This window comes from Halomonas citrativorans (assembly GCF_900163645.1).
Classification (GTDB): domain Bacteria; phylum Pseudomonadota; class Gammaproteobacteria; order Pseudomonadales; family Halomonadaceae; genus Vreelandella; species Vreelandella citrativorans.
In genome coordinates this window covers 54,728-76,610 of record NZ_FUKM01000059.1, presented here as the reverse complement: position 1 = coordinate 76,610, position 21,883 = coordinate 54,728, and the positions used below count along the sequence as shown (strand labels likewise).

The following is a 21,883-nucleotide window of genomic DNA, read 5'->3' as shown; positions in this document are numbered from 1 at the left end:
TGTCCATGCGTTACACTGTGCGCCTCACGACGATGGAGGATACTGCGTGACCTTGTTACGACTCGAACAGCTGCAACTTGCCTACGGCACCCAAGTACTGTTGAACCGCGCTGACCTTACGGTCGAAAAAGGCGAGCGGCTGGCGCTGGTCGGGCGCAACGGCACCGGTAAATCTACGCTTTTAAAATTAGTGGCGGGTGATATTCAGGCAGATGACGGCTCGGTTTGGCGAGCGCCTGGCTTGAAAATTGGGGTGTTGGCTCAGGAGTTACCTGAGTCATCGGGCATGACTATTTTCGACATGGTCGCACAGGGGCTGCCTGAAGCGGGCGAGCTGCTGTCTGAATATCAGCACTTGATCAACGATCCCGACCCGGACATGAATCGCATGGCGACGTTGCAAACCCGCATCGAAGCGATTGATGGCTGGTCGTTCCATCAGCGTATTGATGTTGTGCTAACGCGGCTGGGGCTTCCTCCTGAAACTGAGATGAGTTCTCTTTCAGGCGGCTGGCGTCGCCGGGTCGCGTTAGCGCGAGCGCTGGTGTCTGAGCCTGATTTACTTCTACTTGATGAGCCGACCAACCATTTGGACCTGGACACCATTGCATGGCTTGAAGAGCAGCTTCTGGCTTTTAATGGTGCGGTGCTGTTGATTACCCACGACCGGGCGTTTCTTTCCAGGCTGGCGACTAATATTCTTGAGCTTGATCGTGGCAAACTGGGCCGCTACCCGGGCAAATACGAAGAGTTTCAGGCGCGCAAGCAGCACGAGCTTGAAGTTGAAGCGCGGGAAAATGCCGAGTTCGACAAAAAGCTGGCGCAGGAAGAGACTTGGATACGCCAAGGGGTTAAAGCGCGCCGTACCCGTAATGAGGGGCGGGTACGTGCTCTTGAAGCTATGCGCGACGAGCGCAGTCAGCGCCGTGAGCGCCAAGGCACTGCTAACCTGACCGTTGATAGTGGTGAGCGTACCGGTAAGCGGGTAGTTGAGCTTAAAGGGGTGACTCAGCGCTTTGGTAACGACGTTATTCTGCGGAATGTGAATCTGGAAGTCGTGCGCGGCGACCGTATCGGTTTTCTCGGGCGCAATGGCGCGGGCAAAACAACACTACTTAAAATTCTGTTGGGTGAGCTAGCACCGACCGACGGCAGTGTACAGCTAGGCACGAACCTTAAAGTGGCCTATTTTGACCAGCTGCGCGCAGGACTTGAACTGGAAAAAACGGTTTATGACAACGTGGCTCAAGGCAGTGACCGAGTCAGCGTCGGTGGCAAGGATCGCCATGTCATGAGCTACCTACAGGATTTCCTGTTTACGCCTGACCGCGTGCGTCAGCCTGTAAAAGCACTGTCGGGCGGGGAGTCTAATCGCCTGCTCTTGGCCAAGCTGTTTACCCAGCCTGCCAACGTGTTGGTGCTCGATGAGCCGACCAACGACCTGGATATGGAAACTCTGGAACTGCTTGAAGAGCTGTTGCTGGACTTTGACGGCACACTGCTGCTGGTTTCCCACGATCGAACCTTTATGGACAACGTAGTAACCAGCATGCTGGCCTTTGAAGGCGAAGGGGTTGTTCGTGAATACGTAGGCGGCTACACCGACTGGATACGCCAGGGCGGCAAACTACCGCCTGCCCCTTGGGAGGGCGCGGCGCGTCAACAAACCGAGCCCACCAGCGCGGCGGTAGAAAAAGCGCTCGAGAAGGCACCTGAAGAGCCCACTAAAAAAACCGTCAAGCTCTCCTATAAGTTTCAGCGCGAGCTGGATGCATTGCCTGCCGACATCGAGCGGCTTGAAGCCAGTGTCGAAGCGTTGGAGCAAGTGGTAGGAGAGCCCGCGTTTTATCAGCAGGAAGCCAGTGCGGTGACGGCGAAGCTGCAAGCGCTAGAGCATGCTCAGCAGGCGCTTGAAGCCGCCATGGAACGCTGGATGGAGCTTGAAGCCATGGCCAACGGCGAATAGCGAAAACTCAAGTGCATGATCCCAAAGGCGCCTGGTCGGTGCCTTTGGGGATAGTAACTTTTTGAACAGAAGCGTTCGATATGCAAGTAAGGCGCAGGAGAGTGAGCGCGTATACTTATTCGTCGCTGCTCTCGCCCTTTTTGCCAACCCGTACGGCGAGCACATCGCACTGCGCGCCGTGCAGCACGCCTGTTGACGTTGAACCCAGTAGCAGGGCAAAGCCGTGTCTTCCGTGGGAGCCAACCACAATCAAATCAACGTTATGTTCATCCGCGAAGCGATGAATTTCCGTGTCGGGCATACCCACCACCACGTGCTGGTCGGCCTTGTCGATATGGGGAGTCGCAATTTCAGCCAGGCGCTGCTTTGCATGCTCATCCAGTTGGTCTTGAATGCTGGTGAGGTCCATCGGAATATCACCTCCATAGGCGAAACCCAAAGGCTCAAGGGTATGCATAATGGAGATTTTGGCACCATTGTTGCGCTCAGCGATGACGATCGCGCGCTCTAGTACCTTGTGAGAATCTTTTGTTAGGTCAACGGCAACCAGAATATGGTGATAGCTCATGGCTTATCTCCTTGGCGATAATTAACAAAGAAGCAAACTTTGTTAGATAACCTTTACTTTAAGCTGCATGGACAATCTTAACAACGATCTGCGTCATGGTTTTTTTAACGTGTTAACAGCGTAAGACTGAAATAGGGTGGAAGCAGTGATGGTATGGTTAATTATCGTTTTTGTATTGTTATTTGTGATGGCGCCGGTCATGTGGCTCAAGCCAAGTCCGCGCCAGGTAAGGCAAATGGCGCTGCGTAACGGTGCTAAGCAACAAGGGGTCACCGTTAAAATGGAGAACCCCCCGCTGCATCATTTTAGGGGCACCATGCCCGCTTATCGTTGGCACTATCCTCAGGATGCGCCGGGCCCGGATTTTGTGCTGCTACGGGACAGCAATGCCAGTGCTGCACTTGAACCCTATTATGCTGGCTGGCGTTGGCGTATTGCACCACTGCGCGATTTGCCTGAAAGTGCCAGTGCGCCGTTAAAAGCACTCCTGGAGCGGCTGCCTCAGGATGCACTAGTGATTGAATCGACGCCTTATGCGCTAACGCTTTGGTGGTGGGAGTCGCAAACCGCCGAGCGTTTTTCCACTTATCTTGCAGACGTTAAGCAATTAAAGGCCGCGCTAAGCGGTTTGTCGGACCAGCCGGTAGGCAAGCCGTTGGATAGTCAAAACGGTGTGCATCACCGCTAAGTTGAGCATTTAAGCAGTAGGGGGCTCTTGCTCGCGCGCTTGAATGGCTAACCCGTTTGATTCAATTATTGACAGCCATTCATTGAGCTGTTCAAGCTCGCGCTCACCAAGCCCGACAAAGAACTCTTCACGGACTTGGGTGGCCACCGCATCAATTTTTTCTAAAAGCGGCATTGCTGCTGGCGTAAGGTAAATACGCTTGCTGCGCCGGTCACTATCACAAGCGCGTCGCTCAACCAGACCCTGCTCCTCAAGTTGACCCAGTGTACGAACAAGTGAAGGGGCCTCAACACCAATCACACGCGCCAGGTCGCACTGGGGATGTCCCTCACCCAAGCGCCAGATATGATAAAGCGTGACCCAGCGCGTTTGGGTAAGCCCCAAAGGAGCGAGCCTACGATCCAAAATTGAGCGCCACAAATGCGGCAAGCGTGCAAGACGGAAACCAATCGATGAAGCCATGGGCAACTCGCTACCAAAAGTGGGAGGATAGATTGTCATTAGCTATGGCTTGGATTGCAAGCCATAGGCGGACTTAGTCGCTTGTCGGCGTGTCAGAACGTTCACGGCTTCCTGGCACAAAACGACGTAAATTAAGGCTGCTTAAACCGCTGGCGCGAATAGCGCTATCGGCTTTAGAGGCCTTTTGTAAGTCTTCCGATACCGTAAAACGAATCAGCCCCAAGCGTTGACCACTATCGGTCATGATATCTACTCGCCAGTCACCTGATGGGTCAGCAGGAAAGTTAAGCTTATGACTCCATGCCCGATAACCCTGTTCACGCCCACCACTAATGTCCAGCCGGACGGTGTCTAACGGTTCACCGTTGTGACGCCAAGCGTGATAAATAGTTTCGCTTAATCCTCGTGGGGCGCGAATCGCGGTATACACGTAAAGGCCGTTTTGACGGATGGCGTCCGGCGTCAGCGCAATGGAACCCTGCGGTTCTCGCTGCTGAATATCAAGCGAAGGGGAAAGCGCACTACTGGTCAACCAAAGGCTTGCGGGCGGCACCCAAATACGGCCTATCCAGGCAGCATATGCAAGCGCAAGTGCTAGCCCTAGAAACAGGCACCAGCGTTTTAACGAGCGCTGCTTGAGTAAATGCCAAAAGCTGGGAAGCGCTACCAGTACCATCAAAGACATCGCTAAAAAAAGGCTTTGTCCGGTCGTGAGATGGAGCATGATCGGTAGCGTTACCAGCATCACCAAAAAAACGCACAGCGCATGGAAAATAAAATAGAGGCTGCGCCAGCGGCCAGCTACCTTGTAATAAAGCGGGTCGATAATTGATAACAGCGACATGCCAATGACCAGTAGAGCAAACAGCGTTTGTCCGCTATTCCATACCGTAGTAATTAAAATGAACGGAAGGGTAAAAAATAGTGTCTCCTGGTGAATCATTTGGGCAATAAACGTAGTGGCGCCACGGTGCAGGGTAGGGTGGCCGCGCTTGGCCAGCCAGCGGCCAATTAAACTTTCAGAAAGCAGAAGCGCCCAGGTAAATAGCAGCCCCAGCGCTAGCGCCGCGCCTAGCCACTGCTGACGGTCGACCAGAAAAAAACTGCCTACTCCCGCCGAAAATGCCATGGGCGGCCATAGCCAGCTCCAGGGTTTAATGCGCTCAACCAGGCGCTCGGTAAAGTGCTGAATGGCTTTTATGCGCGTCGGTGTTAACAGGGCGCCCATGAATATATGACCCATAGTGAAAAAAATCATGATCCATGGGTTTCTGAAAAAAGTCGATGCCCAGTAGGTAATCGTCTTAATGTGTCCTTAATAACGGAATATTTTGTCGATGAGAAAGTGTACTTCCTGGCAGGGATTAGCCAAAAGTCAGGGCTTGACGTTGTTCGATTACTCAACCAAGCTAACGCTATCAAACGACCGTATGAAATATCGGCGAGCCTGCTGAGAAACTGCTGACAGGGGCGCCAGTTCAAACTTGTGGAGAGAGCACGGATGATCTATCAAGGCAATGCCATCACGGTGGAGCGTCGTGACACCCTGGGTGGCCATCATATCGCACGGCTCATTTTTGATTTAAAAGATGAGTCCGTAAACAAGCTTTCCAGCGCTGTTGTTACCGAACTGGGAGAAGCCGTTCGCGCTCTTCAGGCGGAAAGCGACTTGCAGGGCCTGATGATTGGCAGCGGCAAAGATGCATTCATCGTCGGGGCGGATATCACCGAGTTTCACAGCCTGTTTACCAAGGGTGAAGCGTACCTTGAAGAGATGAACCTCAAGGTGCACGAGATATTCAATGCGATTGAAGATCTCCCTTTTCCAACCGTTGCCGCTATTAATGGACTTGCCTTGGGTGGCGGGTGCGAAGTGCTGCTCACCACTGATTTTCGCGTGATGAGCGAAAAAGCTAAAATTGGCCTGCCGGAAACCAAACTGGGCATTTTGCCGGGCTGGGGTGGTTGTGTACGCTTGCCACGCTTGATTGGCGCTGACAACGCGATTGAATGGATTGCCGGTGGCACTGAAAACCGTGCCGATGCGTCACTGAAAGTAGGTGCTGTCGATGCAGTGGTCACGCCCGAGCAGCTTGAGGAGGCAGCGTTAGACATCCTCGACCGCGCTAACGCTGGCGAGCTTGATTACCAGGCGCGCCGCGCAGAGAAAAAAGGCCCCTTAACGCTCAATGCTATCGAACAAATGATGGCGTTTGAAACGGCCAAAGGGTATGTCGCCGGTAAAGCGGGGCCGCACTATCCAGCCCCTATTGAAGCTATTAAGGTTATTCAAAAAGGTGCGGGTGAAGAGCGCAGTCGCGCCCAGGCCATTGAGGCGAAAGCCTTTGCCAAGCTTGCGCTAAGCAGCGTGGCGTTTAACCTGGTCGGTCTGTTTATGAACGATCAGGTCGTCAAAAAGAAAGCCAGCAAGTATGAAAAGCTGGCGCAGCCTGTTAAGCAAACGGCCGTGCTGGGCGCCGGTATAATGGGCGGTGGTATCGCTTACCAAAGCGCCTCTAAAGGCACGCCTATCTTGATGAAAGACATCAAAGATGAAGCCATTGAGCTGGGCCTGAAAGAGTCCCGTAAGCTGTTTGCCAAGCAGGTTGAGCGTAAAAAACTCACCAGTGAGCAAATGGCAGAAAAGCTGACCAATATTCGCCCAACGCTCTCCTACGGCGACTTCGGCAATGTTGATTTGGTAGTTGAAGCGGTTGTTGAAAATCCCAAGGTAAAAGGTGCGGTGCTCAGCGAAGTCGAAGAGATGGTAGGAGAGAATACGATCCTGACCTCTAACACATCGACCATTTCGATCAACCGCTTGGCTCAGAACCTGAAGCGTCCTGAAAATTTCTGTGGCATGCACTTTTTTAACCCTGTGCATCGCATGCCGCTGGTTGAAGTTATTCGCGGTGAAAAAACCTCTGATGCAGCCGTTGCGGCGACGGTGGCTTACGCTCGCGCCATGGGGAAAACGCCCATTGTGGTGAATGACTGCCCCGGCTTTTTAGTAAACCGTGTGCTGTTCCCCTATTTCGGCGGCTTCAGCCTCCTGGTCGAGCAGGGTGCCGACTTCCAGCGTGTTGATAACGTCATGGAGAAATTTGGCTGGCCGATGGGGCCTGCTTACCTGCTGGATGTAGTAGGTATGGATACGGCGGTTCACGCCAATGAAGTAATGGCGGAAGGCTTCCCGGACCGCATGGCGCGTGAAGGCAGAACGGCAATCCAGGTGATGTACGAAAACGAGCGCCTGGGCCAGAAAAACGCCAAGGGCTTTTATGCCTATGAAGAGGATAAAAAAGGCAAGCCCAAAAAAGTAACGGATGAGCAGGCCTACGCGTTAATCAAGGAAGTGGTTAGCGACCAAAAAGAGTTCTCCGACGAGGATATTATTGCTCGCATGATGGTGCCGCTCTGCATGGAGACGGTTCGTTGTCTGGAAGACAATATCGTTGATACGCCTGCCGAAGCGGATATGGCGTTGATTTACGGTATTGGTTTCCCGCCTTTCCGCGGTGGCGCGCTGCGCTATATCGACGCCATGGGCGTGGCTGAGTTCGTCAAACTGGCGGAAGAACTGGCTGAAGAGCTCGGCCCGCTATATGCGCCGACTGAGAAGTTGCGCCAGATGGCGACGAACAATGAGCAGTTTTATCCCGCCCCCGGTCAGGCTTAAGTCACCGCGAACAGGAGAAATAAGATGAGTTTGAATCCCAGAGATATCGTGGTGGTCGACGGTGTACGTACCGCCATGGCAAAAGCCAAGCATGGCGCATTTCGTAACGTTCGTGCGGAAAACCTGTCCGCTGCTGTCATGCAGGCGTTGTTTACCCGTAACCCCAATCTAGACCCTTCAGAAGTAGATGATGTGATTTGGGGCTGCGTTAACCAGACCCTTGAACAAGCCATGAACATTGCTCGCAACGCGGCGATCATGACCGGCATTCCACGCTCGGTACCGGCTCAAACCGTTAACCGTCTGTGTGGCTCCTCCATGACGGCGCTGCATATTGCGGCGGCGAATATCAAAGCGGGCATGGGCGATTTCTACATCATTGGTGGTGTAGAACACATGGAACATGTGCCCATGGCGCATGGGGTTGATGTAAATCCTGCAATTAGCAAATACGCCGCTAAAGCCTCCATGATGATGGGGCTGACCGCCGAGCTACTAGGTAAGATGTACGGTATTACGCGGGAAGATCAGGACCGGTTTGGCGTGCGTTCGCACCAGCGTGCTCAGGCAGCAATGGAAAAAGGCTACTTCGAGAATGAGATTGTCGGTGTTGAAGGCCATGACCAGCGCGGCTTTAAAGTGCTGTTCAAGAGCGATGAAGTGATCCGCTCTGATGCAAGCCTTGAGTCCATGGCCCAACTTAAGCCGGTGTTTGATCCGCGTAGCGGCACCGTGTCGGCAGGCACGTCGTCAGCGCTTTCCGTGGGCGCTTCCGCCATGGCGATCATGAGCTACGAGCGTGCCCAAGCATTGGGGCTTGAGCCTATCGCTAAAGTGCTTTCCACCGGTGTGGCAGGTTGTGATGCATCGATTATGGGCTATGGCCCGGTGCCGGCTTCTAAAAAGGCGCTGAAAGCCGCAGGCCTTTCGTCGGATGATATCCAGACTGTCGAGCTTAACGAAGCCTTTGCAGCGCAAAGTCTGCCGGTATTAAAAGACCTGGGCTTTTTGGATGCCATGGACGAAAAGGTTAACTTAAACGGTGGCGCGATTGCCTTGGGCCACCCACTAGGTTGTTCCGGCTCACGCATCAGCACCACGCTGCTTAACGTTATGCAGCAGCGCGACACCACGTTAGGCCTGGCGACCATGTGCATTGGTATGGGACAAGGGGTTGCGACGGTATTTGAGCGCTTGAAGTAACCAGCCATATGCACTGATAAACGGCACCTATCAGGGTGCCGTTTTTTACGCCTTAAATAATCCCAGCCTCCAGGCTGGCAGCCACGGATAGCCCCAGCTCTTCGCATTGCTCGATAAAACCTGCCTGAAAGTCGCCTCGGCAAATAAGTGGCTCTTGTATGAGTCTCCAGCGCAGCCCAGTAGTAATGCTCTCAATTCCACGCTGAGTGCCAGTGCCATCGTGGCCTGCCCGAACATAAAACGCGAACGGTAAACCCTCGGTTTTATCAAGGCAGGCGTAGTAGCATCGATCAAATACGTCCTTCAATAACCCTGCCATATAGCCCAGGTTTTCAGTGGTGCCGAGAATAATCGCATCGGCTGAAAGAATATCGTCCGGTTGCGTTTCAAGCGGGGTGAGCGATGTTACCACCACCTTTTCCACGTCAGGATGGGACGCGCCGTGTACCACAGCCTTCAGCATCTTTTGTGTGTTCTCGGAAGGTGCGTGCGCAATGATCAGCAGTTTTTTGCATTCCGCCATGGCTGCCTCTTATCTGATGAAGTAAGGACACGCAAAGGCAAGCAGCCATTCTTTAGAGCGGCGCGTCTACCTGATGGTAGGGTAGCAACCTGGCTCCCGTGTGTCGTCTCAGGTGAATGCTTAGCGCTATGAGTGAGGGCTTCTACACTTAAGATTCAGTGAATCAAATTCTGATAGGTATGGAGAATGATAGGGGGGGAGGATGATAGGGGTGGAGAATGGCTAAGTGCTTCAAGGTTGGCGATCACGTAAAATGGAACTCAGAGGCAGGCTATGTAAGCGGGCATATCACTCGCGTACATACGCAGGATACGACCTACAAAGGCCATCACCGTTATGCCAGTGAGGAGGAGCCGCAGTATGAAATCAAAAGCGACAAAACCGATCATGTTGCGATGCATAAAGACTCAACACTTACTCTGATGGATCACTAGCGTTACCACGCGTTATCGGCTTTTATCATGGCGAGTAGCGCTAATGAAAAGCGTGTCTGGTAGTGGCGTTGTGCCGTGCCGTCGACGTGCCACACTTAACCCATCAATATCCGCTCCGAGTGTTATATGCCCACTGACAACACAATTAAGGTCTATTACGATGCGGTTTGCCCCCGTTGCCGCAAAGACAGGCAGCGTTATGAGCGTTGGGCAGGCGAGGGGGCAAGAGATATTCGTTGGTGTGATGTCAGCGAGCATCGCCGTACACTGCAAGAGAAAGGTGTATCAACTGAAACTGCGCTAAAGTCGCTGCATGTTGAGCAAGCCGGTGGAAATATAGTAGAGGGCATTGACGCCTATCGGCTGTTGATGGCGCGGGTCCCACTGTTGTGCCCGATTGCCTGGCTGATTGGTTTGCCGGTCATCAAACCTGGATTAAGAAAGCTTTATGATAGTTGGGTGAAGCGACGCCTAAAGCGCCAAGGGCGCTGGTCATAAACGGTAATGATAGTTTGCAGGGGAGTCATAAGGAACATGAAAACGCAGCAAACCATGTTATATGCACTGCTACTTGGGGGCGCGCTATTAACCGGGTGTGCAGGCAACCCGCCAGCGCCCGAACCAGAAGCGCTCCATGCGGTTGATGGGCCGGTTTCTCAAACTGGGCCCGCAGCCAATACCCACAGCATACCGGACACCGACTGGGTGCCGCCGCTGTACATAAGCCCTGAAGAAGAGGCTTCTTACTATGTGAGCCGATTGTCCGATCGCCGCTTCGTTTCCTATTACGGAGACCGGGATAATCGCAGAGCCTTTTATATTGCTGCCGAGCGGTTAGGTGATATTGGCTTACCTGCAGTGCCACTTTTGTATGCGCGCTTGAATACCCAGGATGAGTACGAACAAATGCTGGTGCTTTACGCGCTCCAACTGGCAACACAAGATCCTCTGTTAACGTCTAAAACCAGTGGGGATTATGTGCAGTTACCCTCCGTGCTGAGCCCTGAGAGCAACGCAGAAAATGTGGTAATTGCGCAGCAGTGGTGGCAACGCAATGCGGGTTATCTGAATTAACGTTGATGCCTTGGATATTTACTACCACTCTGTAGACATAGTGATTGGCTAACCCAAGGAGAAACTTATGGCATTTGCCCTGTCATCAATGGAAGTCACCAGCACCGCTTTTGAGCAGCATCAGGCGATTCCCGCCCGCTATACCGGGGAAGGCGATGATATATCGCCTCCTCTTGAGTGGCATAACGTACCTGAAGGTACAAAAGGGTTTGCGGTTATTTGCCACGACCCCGATGCGCCGCTGGTAAAAGATGGCCGCTACGGGTTTGTTCACTGGACCCTTTATAACCTGCCAAGTGATATTGGCGGACTTGATGAAAATACGCAGATGGGTACTTGTGGTAATAACGACTTCGACAAGCAGGGCTACGGCGGTCCTATGCCCCCAGAAGGGCATGGTAAGCACCTTTACTACTTTTTAGTGCTCGCTTTGGATCAGTCAATGGATCTGCCACAAGGTTTAAGTGTCGCGGCGCTATTTGAGAAGGTAGAGCCGCACGTATTGGGAATTGACCGGCTTGTAGGCACCTACCAGCGGGGCTAATGCTCCCTTGGGCTGGAGCATTTTGCCTAACCGGTGTAGGCTCCATCGCTTTGCTGGTTTTTGCGATGGAGCCATTGATGAACGAATTACCTAATTGTCCTGCCTGCGCCTCAACGTTTACCTATGATGACGGCTTGCAGTACGTCTGCCCGGAATGTGGTAATGAGTGGTCGAAAACGGTGGATGCTGATGCCACTGACGATACTCCCAGCGTACGTGATGCGAACGGCAATCCCCTTTTTGACGGCGATAGTGTGACCGTCATTAAAGATTTAAAGGTCAAAGGTAGCTCGTTGGTCGTTAAGGTCGGCACGAAGGTCAAAAGTATTCGTATTGTTGAAGGTGATCATGATATCGACTGTAAAGTTGATGGCATTGGCCCCATGAAGCTTAAATCTGAATTCGTTAAAAAAGCCTGATGCTCAGTTAATCGAGTGCTTATCCATAACGAGCCTATCCCTGGTGGATGGGCTTTTTTGTGGGAGTAGCCAATAAATTTTTTAAATGATAATGATTGCTGTTTTTGATGGTAACGGCAGCGAACGTGCCAGAAATTGACGCAATTTTCCAAGGATTGGGCAATAGGGCTTCACATCGATTTTATACAGGACTAAAATGGTACCCAATTAATACGCAAGCCAGCCTGATGATTTGCTGGCTAACGGGAGTCGCTATGCTCAAGCTTTCTCGGCTGACAGATTACGCCGCTGTTGTGATGGCACAAATTGCGCGTCACCCAGAGGTATCGCATACGGCAGCTGACTTGGCGGAAGACGTACAGCTACCGCACCCAACGGTAAGCAAAACGCTTAAGATGTTGGTCCGCGCGGGGCTTTTAGCGTCACAGCGAGGGGCGCAAGGCGGTTACCGGCTTGCCAGACCCGCGTCACAAATTACCGCAGCGGATATTATTGCGGCGATTGAAGGCCCTGTCGCGATGACCGAGTGTAGTCATGCCCAGGGAGAGTGCGAGTTAGTCGCAACGTGTGGTGTGGCCGACAATTGGCAGCGTGTATCGCTCGCGATTCGTACCCTGCTTGAAAGCGTAACGTTAGCTCATTTGGCGGCATCATCGCCTCTCAAGCTACCCGTACAATTACCAATTCAAAGTATCAATCTATCGGCGGTATCTGCATAAATCTGAACATACGCAAATCCCGATAAGCGTTGATACGCATTTATTTATAATTGACGGCGAGCGGTGCTCGCCACCAACTGCCCGGAGGGTAACACCATGGCAACCGAAGAAATGGAACAGTTGGTTCGTCGCGAATACAAAGATGGCTTTGTAACCGATATTGAAAGCGACACGCTTCCACCTGGTCTGGACGAAAACACTATCGCGTTTATCTCCAAGAAGAAGGGCGAGCCGGAGTGGATGCTTGAATGGCGTCTTGACGCTTACCGCCAGTGGTTGGCCATGAAAGAGCCTTCCTGGGCGCACCTTGATTATCCGCCTATCGACTACCAAGCGATTTCCTACTTCAGCGCGCCAAAACGCCCCGAAGATGGCCCGCAAAGCCTCGACGAGGTCGACCCCAAGCTGCTGGAAACCTACGAAAAACTGGGGATTCCGCTACACGAGCGGGCGGCGCTTGCTGGCGTTGCAGTAGATGCGGTTTTCGATTCAGTATCCGTAACGACGACCTTTAAAAAGGAACTGGCTGAAGCCGGTGTTATCTTCTGCTCCATTTCTGAGGCAATCCGCGATTATCCCGAGCTGATCAAGCAGTACTTGGGTACCGTCGTGCCGGTGGCCGATAACTACTTTGCCGCGCTTAACTCAGCTGTGTTTACCGACGGCTCGTTCGTATTTGTTCCTGAAGGCGTTACCTGCCCGATGGAGCTATCGACGTACTTCCGTATCAATGCGGCCAATACCGGTCAGTTCGAGCGTACGCTGATCATTTGCGAAAACCGTGCTCAGGTCTCTTATCTGGAAGGTTGCACCGCGCCGATGCGCGATGAGAACCAGCTGCACGCGGCCGTTGTTGAGCTTGTCGCATTAGATGATGCGTACATCAAATACTCTACCGTTCAGAACTGGTACCCCGGTGATGAGAACGGTAAGGGCGGCATCTATAACTTCGTGACCAAACGTGGCGACTGCCGTGGCGCACGTTCACGTATTAGCTGGACCCAAGTCGAAACCGGCTCGGCCATTACCTGGAAATATCCTTCCTGCATGCTGCGCGGTAAAGACAGCATTGGCGAGTTCTACTCCGTTGCCGTTACTAACGGGCGTCAGCAGGCCGATACTGGCACCAAGATGATTCATATTGGTGAAGGCACGCGCTCCTATATCGTGGCCAAAGGTATTTCGGCAGGTAAGAGCGACCAGTCCTATCGTGGCCTGGTGAAAATTGGCCCGCGTGCCAAAGGGGCGCGTAACTTCACGCAGTGTGATTCACTGCTGATTGGCGACAAGTGTGGCGCTCACACCTTCCCGTATCAGGAAATCGGTAATAGCACGGCAACGATTGAGCATGAAGCCACCACCTCAAAAATTGGTGAAGACCAGCTGTTCTACTGCCGGAGCCGGGGTATTTCCGAGGAAGATGCGGTCAGTATGATTGTTAACGGTTTCTGTAAAGATGTTTTCCAGGAACTACCGATGGAGTTCGCGGTAGAGGCTGAAGCGCTCTTGAACGTGACATTGGAAGGCGCGGTAGGCTAATCGTTTAGCCGGATTGCCGTACACATTACTTTGATACGCGTCGCGCCAGCGACTCGCCAGAATTAGAAGGTTTATGACTATGTTGCAAGTAACTGATTTACACGTCACCGTTGAAGACAAGCAGATTCTTAAAGGACTTACCCTGACCATCAACGCCGGTGAAGTACACGCCATCATGGGGCCTAACGGCGCGGGTAAATCAACCCTGTCAGCGGTGATTGCAGGTAAAGATGGCTATGAAGTCACCCAGGGCAGCATCACCTTTGAAGGTAAAGACGTACTTGAGATGGAAATTGAAGAGCGCGCCCAGGCAGGCCTGCTGTTGGGTTTCCAGTACCCGGTTGAGATCCCGGGGGTAAAGAATATTTACCTGCTGAAGTCAGCGCTGAACGCCCAGCGCAAGGCGCGCGGTGAAGAAGATATGCCGGCACCTGAGTTTATGAAGTTGGTGAAAGAGAAGCTTGGCTCTATGAAAATGGACGCAAGCTTCCTGCAGCGCGCGGTTAACGAAGGCTTCTCTGGCGGCGAGAAAAAGCGCAACGAAATTCTCCAAATGCTGGTGCTTCAGCCTAAACTCGCCATGCTGGATGAGATCGACTCCGGCCTTGATATCGACGCCATGAAAGTGGTCGCTGACGGTGTTAACAGCCTGCGTGCCAAAGAGCGCGCGATTCTGTTGGTAACCCACTATCAGCGCCTGCTTGACTATATCGTTCCTGATAAAGTCCACGTCCTGGTTGACGGCCGTATTGTTAAAACCGGTGATGCCGAGCTTGCCAAAGAGCTAGAGGCCAATGGATACGAAGGTATTGAGGAGTCTGTGGCATGAGCGATACGCAAACCTTTCTGGACACGCTAAAAGCGCGTAGCCAGCAGCGCGAAGCGGAGCCATCTTGGATTGCCGCGCGTCGCCAGGCGGGCGCTGCTCGCTTTGAAGCGCTGGGCTTTCCTACACGCCGTGATGAAGAGTGGAAATATACCGATGTTCGCACCATCGCTCAGGGTAACTTTGCGCTGGCCGATAATGCCGACTACTCACCCGCTCAGGCAGCAGCGTTAACGCTACCTGTCGCGGCTTATCGGTTAACGTTTGTTGATGGCGTTTACGCCCCGGCGCTGTCGGATGTCGATGCACTGCCCCAGAGCATTCATGTCGTGCCGCTGTCAAAAGCGCTTGCTGAAAATCACGAAGCCGTGGGCGGCCCGCTTGGTCGCTTAACTAGCGTGGATTTTTCTCCCTTCGCGGCACTGAATGCCGCGTTTATGGAAGAGGGCGCTGTGGTTCGCATCGCGCCAGGTACGGTGGTCGATAAGCCTATCTTGCTGCAGTTTCTCTCCAAGGCGAACAGTGCGCCGGTGATGAGCCATCCGCGTATTCTGGTCGAGGCAGGTGGTCGCAGTGAAGCCACCCTGATTGAACACTACTGCGGTGATCAGGACGCGGCTAACTTCACCAACGTCGTGGGCGAGTTTATGTTGGACCGCGGCGCTATTCTGAACCACTACAAGCTTCAGGAAGCACCGCTTAACGACATGCATGTTGCCAGCATGCACGTTGAGCAGGGGCGTGATAGCCGTTACACCTCGTATAACCTGAATCTGGGTGGCGCGCTGGTGCGTAACGACCTGATCAGTGACCTTAATGGTCAGGGTGCTGAAACCAACTTCTTTGGCCTGTTCTTCGGTCAGGGTCGCCAACATGTGGACAACCACACCAAGGTCAATCATAACGCGCCCTTGACGTTCTCCAACGAGAACTACAAAGGCATTCTGGATGACCGTGCGCATGGCGTGTTTAACGGCAAGGTGTACGTTAAGCGCGATAGCCAGAAGATTGAAGGTTTTCAGAGCAATCAGAACTTGCTGCTGTCTGATCGCGCCCAGATTGATGCCAAGCCTGAACTTGAAATTTATGCCGACGATGTGAAGTGCTCTCACGGCACGACGACCGGTCAGCTGGATGAAGAGGCTATTTACGCGCTGCGTACGCGCGGTATCGATGAGGCAACGGCGCGGGGGCTGTTGACCTTGGCCTTTGCCGGTGAAGTGCTGGATAAAGTGGCGCTGGATGAAATCGCTGAGCGTGTAGAGCTTGCGGTTGCCGGTAAATTGCCGGAACGCTTTAACCTGGCTGGCCTGGTAGAAACGGCCGTCGCGCTCAACGACTAAGCTTTACGGCCTAATAAGGAGTGATGAATGTCGTCTACGGTACTTGAGAAAGCGACAGCGAACGGCCAGGCACCTTTTGACGTCATGGCACTACGCAATGATTTCCCGATCCTTCGTCGGGAAGTGCATGGTAAGCCGCTGGTCTATTTGGATAACGCTGCCACCAGCCAGACGCCTCAGCAGGTGATAGACGTGTTTAGCGATTACTACTCTCGCTATAACGCGAATATTCACCGCGGCCTGCATACGCTGGCCGATGAGGCGACGGTGGCGTATGAAGGCACACGCCAGCGCGTTAAAGCGTTTCTCAATGCTGAAGAGGCGCGTCAGATTATCTTCACGCGTGGCACGACGGAAGCCATTAATCTGGTGGCTCAATCCTGGGGTCGCACCCACCTCGCAGCAGGTGATGAGGTATTAATCTCACTGCTTGAGCATCACTCCAATATTGTACCGTGGCAGCTATTGGCTGCTGAGCGTGGTTTTACCATTAAGGTGATTCCGGTTGATGAAACGGGTGCACTGGATATGGCGGCTTACCGTGCGCTATTAAGCGAGCGCACTAAACTGGTCGCCGTTAACCATGTGTCTAACGCACTGGGAACCATTAATCCGGTTAAAGAGATGGCGGCGCTTGCCCACCAGCACGGTGCGGTCATTCTGATTGATGGCGCGCAGGCGGTACCTCATCAGAAAGTGGATGTGCAAGCGATTGATGCCGACTTTTACGCCTTCTCTGGCCACAAGGTTTACGGGCCAACAGGCGTCGGCGTACTGTACGGTAAGCAGGCGTTGCTTGAAGCCATGCCGCCCTGGCAAGGCGGTGGTGAGATGATCAAGACGGTCTCCTTTGACGTTGGCACTACCTTTGCGGATATTCCGCATAAGTTTGAGGCGGGCACACCCGCCATTGCTGAAGTCATCGCCTTGGACCGCGCACTTGAGTGGGTCGAAGGTATTGGCGTCGCGGCAATTGGTGAGTGGGAGGGAGTATTGCTTGAGCATGCCACCCAAGGCGTAAAACGCATTGACGGGCTGCAGATTTTGGGAACCGCGCCGCACAAGGCCGGGGTGCTATCGTTTGTCGTTGACGGTGCACACTCTCAGGATATTGGCCTGTTGATCGATCAGTTAGGCGTCGCCATTCGTACCGGCAATCACTGCGCGCAGCCGCTACTTCAACACTTTGGCGTGGATGCTACGTGCCGAGCATCGTTTGCGGCGTATAATACCCTCGAAGAAGTGGATGTATTTATTGCCGCTCTCAATCGCGTTATTGGTATGGTGCGTTAAGGCAATCTATGAGTAACGAGAAAGCTATGGACATCGAGCAAATCGCGAGCCTTGAGCGGGGCCAGAAACTGCCACTTCAGCGTGACGTGGAAGCTATTGCGATTCCCTTTGGGAAAACGGATATCCTGGCGGAAGATAGCGTTGTTAGCGTGATGCAAGCCAAGGGCAGCTCGGTCAGTGTTGGCTTTGAAGGGCGTCTCTATCTCATAGAAGGGCGCAATTTAGATGCCTTGGGGCTTGAGGCGTTACCGCGACCGACCCTGCACGAAAATGCCAGCGAAGAAGAAATAGAGCAGTTTGTGTGGGACCAGCTACGCACCTGCTTTGATCCAGAAATTCCGGTGAATATCGTGGATCTCGGGCTAGTGTATGGGTGCCGTATTGAGCGACTGATTACGGGCGAGCAGGTCGTGACGATCCGTATGACGCTGACCGCTCCCGGCTGTGGGATGGGGGATGTCATTGCGGCGGATGCACGTAATAAAATTCTCGGAGCACCCCAGATTAGCAAGGTCCATACCGAGATTGTATTCAGCCCTTCCTGGAGCCGTGACATGATGAGCGACGAGGCGAAACTTGAGCTTGGTATGTTCTAAGCGCATCAGGATCGCCGGGTGTACAGTGTGTTGCTAAGGTGGATCAAACGCCTGCTAATGTCGCTAGGAGCTTTATTGCTGCTGGCGGCATTGGTATTTGTAGGTGGTAATTTATGGGTAGTAGGTAGCACGGAACGCTACATTGAAAACCAGGTGCTTGAGTGTCGCCCTGCGGATGTGGGAATTGTATTTGGTACCTCCCACTGGACTCGCAGCGGCCTGCGTAACCCGCATTTTCATGCCCGCATGCGTACGTCGGCCCTGCTTGCCAACGAGCAGCGCGTGTCTCATTTGTTGCTGTCGGGGGATAATCGTACCCAAGCATATAACGAGCCGCGTGCCATGTGGCGTGATCTGCATCGACGCGGCGTGCCTGCTGAGCAGCTCACCATGGATTTTGCGGGGTTTAGCACCTACGACACGCTGGCGCGAGCCCGCGATGTTTTTCAGCTGGAGCAGGCGCTTTTGGTGACCCAAAGCTGGCATTTACCGCGCGCGATATTTATTGGTCGTGCACTTGGGTTGGATGTGACCGGATGCGTTGCAGAAGAGAGTCCTGCAGCCGATGAGTGGCGTTTGAGGGCACGCGAATGGTTGGCGCGAGTAGCGACGCTGGGCGATATCTATATATGGAATCGGCAGCCTTACTTTTTAGGCCCACCCGAACCCATTGAGCTTCAAAACGTCGTGCCATTCACTGCGCCGACGCTTGATAGGCTGGAACCAGAGCAAGTCTTATAAAGCTTAGCGCTTTGCTTTACGTTTTTGCAGCGTGTAAAGCTCGCGAATGAGTTTACGGCACTCCTGCATGCACTCATCCACCACCGGCTCAATGGGGTCGGGTAGTGGATGGGTAAACAGGGTAGATAGTGCCTGCATCAAAACACGCTCTTGCTCTAACAGCTCATTGATTAGTACCTGGCTATCGTTGCCCACAAAGCTTTTTAGACGGCTCCACAGCCATAAAAAATCATCGCGTTCAACGTCAGCATCTCGCGGCAGCATCTTTAAATGTGCCCGTGCAAGCTCCTGGAGAGAGCGCATCTGCTTTAAGCGCGCGGTATAGTGCGGCTTCAGCGCCTCGCGCAGCGAGGGACGCAGGCGTTCGATATTGTCCTGGAAATAATCAATGCTGTCGGCCAGCGCTTCTAACACACTGTCCATCGCCACTTGGCGATTGTCGAGAAACATGAGCGTCTACCTCCTTCGGTGACGCAGATTGTGGGGGGGGCGGCGAATATTTGCCACCCCTCATACGGATTATTTTTGGTTTTTTTCCTTAGCCTTTAGGCTTGGGAGGCGCTTTACGATTTGGAGAGGCATTTTTTTCAATATGTTCAATGATCAAGCCTGCAATATCTTTGCCGGTTGAGTTCTCGATGCCCTGAAGGCCTGGCGAGGAATTGACTTCCATAATGACCGGCCCGTGGTTAGAGCGTAAAAGATCGACCCCCGCAACGCGTAGGCCCATGGCTTTGGCTGCCCGAATGGCCGTTGAGCGCTCTTCCGGCGTAATGCGAATAACACTGGCCGTGCCGCCCCGGTGCAAATTAGAACGGAACTCGCCTTCTGCTGCCTGGCGCTTCATGGAAGCGACGACTTTATCACCAATAACAAAGCAGCGAATATCCGCGCCGCGAGCTTCCTTGATGTACTCCTGAACCATGATATTGGCCTTCATGCCCATGAACGCTTGAATCACCGATTCAGCGGCCTGGTTGGTTTCAGCCAACACAACGCCGATGCCTTGGGTGCCTTCCAGCAGTTTGATGACCAGTGGGGCGCCTTTAACCATGGTAATCAGGTCCGGAATATCATCCGGAGAATGGGCAAAGCCGGTAATCGGCAGCCCAAGTCCCTTGCGCGAAAGCAGCTGGAGCGAACGCAGCTTGTCACGGGAACGAGTAATCGCAACGGAGTCATTAATAACGTAGGTACCCATCATTTCAAACTGACGCAGTACCGCACAGCCATAGAACGTTACTGAGGCGCCAATGCGCGGAATGACAGCATCGAACGGCTCAATTTCCTGGCCCTTGTAGTGAATAGAAGGGTGGTGAGATGCAATACTCATGTAGCAGCGCAACGTATCAACAACGCGGGCCGAGTGCCCACGCTGCTCAGCAGCCTCGATGAGGCGACGCGTAGAGTACAAGTTGCGATTACGTGACAGTAGAGCGATGTGCATTCAGGACTCCGGGCCAAATAAAGGGCTAATCGTCATTAATTTAAGGCTCGCCATGTAAAAATGCAGCGCCCGGGGCCACTAACAGGCGGCGCATGGCGCGGCGCCCTAATAGCATGGCGTGACGCATATTGCTGCGATCTGTCAGTGTCAATTCAACAGGAAAGTTCAGTTGGCCCATTTCCATCATCGTACGAACAACATATCGCCATTCGCTATGCCCATTTGAGCTAGTCACCCGGCGTCTATCATGCAGATGCATTTTAAGGCGATGGGCGGGCGTTTCTGGCCCACCGCTATGGGTGATAAAGCTAACCCATAGCTGCCCATGCTCATCTTCATGTGTTTCAATTTCCTCGGCATGCAGTGCTGATGTACGTGCCCCGGTATCTGCCTTACAGCATAGGTGAAGCCCCAGCTCAGGCAACGTCACCATCTCGCGGCGGCCAATAACCGCTTTAGCCTGGTAGGGTAGTTCCTTCACGGCTGACTCCTTGAAATTCGTTAATAGCGCTACCCATTTAACGGCTAGCCGCTGATGTCATGGCCGCCATACGACGCTGTATAGCCGAGCCTTTAGGGGCATCTCGTAACGCTACCATTATTGGTAGCCGTAAACGCGGTATTAAAGCAAGGTCTCGCACGACCGCGGAAAAGTTGGTCCGTTCATCCTCCGCCAGGCGGCTCAGGAAAAGCGGTAAACGATGCGCGTCTTCCAGCAAGAGCCAACCGCGGCCAGCCATCGCAGCCAGTACATCTGGTCCACACGCATGAGCGTCTTCCAGCAAGCTTGTATACCAGTCGCCTACGCTTGGCTGGCACGTGCTACCGACCGCACGAATACAGGCGCAGAGCGTTTCAACATCGCCTTCACTCGCCGCTTTTTCACCCATCTCATGCAGCGCCAACACTATCGACGCAGCGAGAGGCCGATGCTCTAAACAGTAGCAGAGTGAGTGCACAACGCTAGTGGGTAGGGTGGCGAGCCGGGAGGCCAGAGTGTTGGCCAGGGAATCATCCATACGTGCCGTGAAATCGGCTATTCCTTGAAGCCCCAGTGCTTGCCAGTCAATGGTTTGCTGGCCGGTCAGGTAGGCTTCAACAGGCTCGAAATGTTGGCTGGCGGGCAGTCCACGCTCTTGCGTTGCAAGGGCGTTGAGCACTGCCTGGAAGGTTACGTTAGGCGTAAAGGCGAGCGGATTATCCTTCATTAAATGATCCACGTCTTTAGCATTTTGGCCTACGTATGCAACATTTTTCCCCAGGGTTTCCATCAGGCGATTTAAAAATCCATCGCGCTGAGCGGGGGAGAGCAGCCCCTGCTCGTCAAGAGGAAGCGCTAAAAACCATATAGCCGGTTCGGGCATGTCGCCTAGCCGAAATACGGCCGCGAAGCGTGCCTGACCTTGCCAAGGCTCGGGCCAGGCACATTGGCCACGCTCAAAGCGACTAAACGTGTCACGCGAGCAGGCACTAACGCGTCGGCCCATATAATAGAGCGACACCTCGGCGCCACTACGTGTAAAAAAATCATCAATGGTCTGAATCGGTTGCATGATGTCCTTCCGCTTTGCAAGCCTGCACTCTACCTTGACCGCTGCACAGTGTCAGCCGTAACGGTCGATAAATCGGTGCTTTTTTATACGAATGATCAAAAAATGAGCAACTTCCTGTAAGCCTCTTGAGAGTAGCGTTAGCGAGACCTTTCCATAGTTTATCCACAGTCTCTTGCAGGTTTTCTGTGAATCGGTGAATAACCTAAGTTGGCGGGGGATAAAGTGGTAACTCGTGGACAGAGTTGGGATAATGGACATTAACCAAA

Annotated in this window: 24 protein-coding genes; 16 read left to right on the top strand and 8 right to left on the bottom strand. The window is 53.2% G+C overall.

What is annotated here, in order from left to right; translation table 11 throughout:
• Positions 1 to 46 precede the first annotated feature (46 nt).
• A complete protein-coding gene (locus CZ787_RS17555; protein ID WP_087111658.1) occupies positions 47 to 1,966 on the top strand; it encodes an ATP-binding cassette domain-containing protein in 1,920 nt (639 codons plus the stop codon).
• Positions 1,967 to 2,081: 115 nt separating this feature from the next.
• Here CZ787_RS17555 and CZ787_RS17550 read toward each other — a convergent pair whose 3' ends face one another.
• Positions 2,082 to 2,534, bottom strand: a complete 453-nt coding sequence (locus CZ787_RS17550) for a universal stress protein (RefSeq protein WP_087111656.1) — start codon at positions 2,532 to 2,534, stop codon at positions 2,082 to 2,084.
• Between the two features lie 148 nt (positions 2,535 to 2,682).
• Between CZ787_RS17550 and CZ787_RS17545 the strand changes: the two genes are divergently transcribed.
• Positions 2,683 to 3,222 (top strand): preprotein translocase subunit YajC, encoded by a 540-nt coding sequence (locus tag CZ787_RS17545; protein WP_087111654.1) that lies wholly within the window; start codon positions 2,683 to 2,685, stop codon positions 3,220 to 3,222.
• Between the two features lie 9 nt (positions 3,223 to 3,231).
• On the opposite strand, the gene slyA is transcribed toward CZ787_RS17545, so the two are convergent.
• Positions 3,232 to 3,684, bottom strand: a complete 453-nt coding sequence (gene slyA, locus CZ787_RS17540) for a transcriptional regulator SlyA (RefSeq protein ID WP_087111652.1) — start codon at positions 3,682 to 3,684, stop codon at positions 3,232 to 3,234.
• A gap of 73 nt (positions 3,685 to 3,757) precedes the next feature.
• On the bottom strand, positions 3,758 to 4,912 hold the full coding sequence (locus CZ787_RS17535; protein ID WP_087111682.1) for a DUF5924 family protein: 1,155 nt from the start codon (positions 4,910 to 4,912) through the stop codon (positions 3,758 to 3,760).
• A 273-nt stretch (positions 4,913 to 5,185) separates the two neighbouring features.
• Here CZ787_RS17535 and fadB point away from each other — a divergent pair, with 273 nt between their 5' ends.
• Together fadB and fadA are read left to right on the top strand one after the other, a co-directional pair.
• Positions 5,186 to 7,363, top strand: coding sequence for a fatty acid oxidation complex subunit alpha FadB (gene fadB, locus CZ787_RS17530; protein ID WP_087111650.1), 2,178 nt, complete (start codon positions 5,186 to 5,188; stop codon positions 7,361 to 7,363).
• 24 nt (positions 7,364 to 7,387) lie between these two features.
• The gene (gene fadA, locus CZ787_RS17525; RefSeq protein ID WP_087111648.1) at positions 7,388 to 8,566 is read left to right on the top strand and encodes an acetyl-CoA C-acyltransferase FadA; all 1,179 of its coding nucleotides are present in this window, start codon (positions 7,388 to 7,390) and stop codon (positions 8,564 to 8,566) included.
• A gap of 52 nt (positions 8,567 to 8,618) precedes the next feature.
• On the opposite strand, the gene CZ787_RS17520 is transcribed toward fadA, so the two are convergent.
• Positions 8,619 to 9,089 carry a flavodoxin family protein gene (locus CZ787_RS17520; protein WP_087111646.1) on the bottom strand — a complete coding sequence of 157 codons (471 nt, stop codon included), beginning with the start codon at positions 9,087 to 9,089 and terminating at the stop codon, positions 8,619 to 8,621.
• 218 nt (positions 9,090 to 9,307) lie between these two features.
• On the opposite strand from CZ787_RS17520, the gene CZ787_RS17515 reads away from it, so the two are divergent.
• The 12 genes from CZ787_RS17515 to CZ787_RS17460 all read left to right on the top strand — a co-directional run bounded on the left by CZ787_RS17515 (position 9,308) and on the right by CZ787_RS17460 (position 18,617).
• Complete coding sequence (locus tag CZ787_RS17515) at positions 9,308 to 9,523, top strand: DUF2945 domain-containing protein (RefSeq protein ID WP_087111644.1); 216 nt, start codon at positions 9,308 to 9,310, stop codon at positions 9,521 to 9,523.
• A gap of 126 nt (positions 9,524 to 9,649) precedes the next feature.
• Entirely contained in the window at positions 9,650 to 10,021 is a 372-nt protein-coding gene (locus CZ787_RS17510) for a thiol-disulfide oxidoreductase DCC family protein (RefSeq protein ID WP_087111642.1), read from the top strand.
• A 36-nt stretch (positions 10,022 to 10,057) separates the two neighbouring features.
• Complete coding sequence (locus CZ787_RS17505; protein WP_087111640.1) at positions 10,058 to 10,597, top strand: hypothetical protein; 540 nt, start codon at positions 10,058 to 10,060, stop codon at positions 10,595 to 10,597.
• Positions 10,598 to 10,664: 67 nt separating this feature from the next.
• Positions 10,665 to 11,141: a YbhB/YbcL family Raf kinase inhibitor-like protein gene (locus CZ787_RS17500; protein WP_087111638.1), complete on the top strand. Its 477-nt coding sequence runs from the start codon at positions 10,665 to 10,667 to the stop codon at positions 11,139 to 11,141.
• Positions 11,142 to 11,218: 77 nt separating this feature from the next.
• Positions 11,219 to 11,560, top strand: coding sequence for a zinc ribbon domain-containing protein YjdM (locus CZ787_RS17495; RefSeq protein WP_087111636.1), 342 nt, complete (start codon positions 11,219 to 11,221; stop codon positions 11,558 to 11,560).
• A 254-nt stretch (positions 11,561 to 11,814) separates the two neighbouring features.
• On the top strand, positions 11,815 to 12,279 hold the full coding sequence (locus CZ787_RS17490) for an SUF system Fe-S cluster assembly regulator (protein WP_087111634.1): 465 nt from the start codon (positions 11,815 to 11,817) through the stop codon (positions 12,277 to 12,279).
• Positions 12,280 to 12,375: 96 nt separating this feature from the next.
• Positions 12,376 to 13,818 carry a Fe-S cluster assembly protein SufB gene (gene sufB / locus CZ787_RS17485; RefSeq protein WP_087111633.1) on the top strand — a complete coding sequence of 481 codons (1,443 nt, stop codon included), beginning with the start codon at positions 12,376 to 12,378 and terminating at the stop codon, positions 13,816 to 13,818.
• 79 nt (positions 13,819 to 13,897) lie between these two features.
• Positions 13,898 to 14,647 carry a Fe-S cluster assembly ATPase SufC gene (gene sufC / locus CZ787_RS17480; protein WP_087111631.1) on the top strand — a complete coding sequence of 250 codons (750 nt, stop codon included), beginning with the start codon at positions 13,898 to 13,900 and terminating at the stop codon, positions 14,645 to 14,647.
• Positions 14,644 to 15,987 carry a Fe-S cluster assembly protein SufD gene (gene sufD / locus CZ787_RS17475; protein WP_087111629.1) on the top strand — a complete coding sequence of 448 codons (1,344 nt, stop codon included), beginning with the start codon at positions 14,644 to 14,646 and terminating at the stop codon, positions 15,985 to 15,987. The genes sufC and sufD overlap by 4 nt, the downstream gene beginning before the upstream one ends.
• Before the next feature lie 27 nt (positions 15,988 to 16,014).
• Complete coding sequence (locus tag CZ787_RS17470) at positions 16,015 to 17,280, top strand: cysteine desulfurase (RefSeq protein ID WP_087111627.1); 1,266 nt, start codon at positions 16,015 to 16,017, stop codon at positions 17,278 to 17,280.
• A 26-nt stretch (positions 17,281 to 17,306) separates the two neighbouring features.
• Positions 17,307 to 17,876: a putative Fe-S cluster assembly protein SufT gene (sufT, locus tag CZ787_RS17465; RefSeq protein ID WP_087111625.1), complete on the top strand. Its 570-nt coding sequence runs from the start codon at positions 17,307 to 17,309 to the stop codon at positions 17,874 to 17,876.
• A gap of 18 nt (positions 17,877 to 17,894) precedes the next feature.
• The gene (locus CZ787_RS17460) at positions 17,895 to 18,617 is read left to right on the top strand and encodes a SanA/YdcF family protein (RefSeq protein ID WP_087111623.1); all 723 of its coding nucleotides are present in this window, start codon (positions 17,895 to 17,897) and stop codon (positions 18,615 to 18,617) included.
• A gap of 3 nt (positions 18,618 to 18,620) precedes the next feature.
• Here CZ787_RS17460 and CZ787_RS17455 read toward each other — a convergent pair whose 3' ends face one another.
• The 4 genes from CZ787_RS17455 to CZ787_RS17440 all read right to left on the bottom strand — a co-directional run bounded on the left by CZ787_RS17455 (position 18,621) and on the right by CZ787_RS17440 (position 21,617).
• The gene (locus CZ787_RS17455) at positions 18,621 to 19,067 is read right to left on the bottom strand and encodes a hypothetical protein (protein ID WP_087111620.1); all 447 of its coding nucleotides are present in this window, start codon (positions 19,065 to 19,067) and stop codon (positions 18,621 to 18,623) included.
• An 88-nt stretch (positions 19,068 to 19,155) separates the two neighbouring features.
• Complete coding sequence (rimK, locus tag CZ787_RS17450) at positions 19,156 to 20,064, bottom strand: 30S ribosomal protein S6--L-glutamate ligase (RefSeq protein WP_087111618.1); 909 nt, start codon at positions 20,062 to 20,064, stop codon at positions 19,156 to 19,158.
• 40 nt (positions 20,065 to 20,104) lie between these two features.
• Positions 20,105 to 20,545 carry an ATP-dependent zinc protease gene (locus tag CZ787_RS17445; protein ID WP_087111616.1) on the bottom strand — a complete coding sequence of 147 codons (441 nt, stop codon included), beginning with the start codon at positions 20,543 to 20,545 and terminating at the stop codon, positions 20,105 to 20,107.
• Positions 20,546 to 20,582: 37 nt separating this feature from the next.
• A complete protein-coding gene (locus tag CZ787_RS17440; protein WP_087111614.1) occupies positions 20,583 to 21,617 on the bottom strand; it encodes a DUF3549 family protein in 1,035 nt (344 codons plus the stop codon).
• Between the last annotated feature and the right edge of the window lie 266 nt (positions 21,618 to 21,883).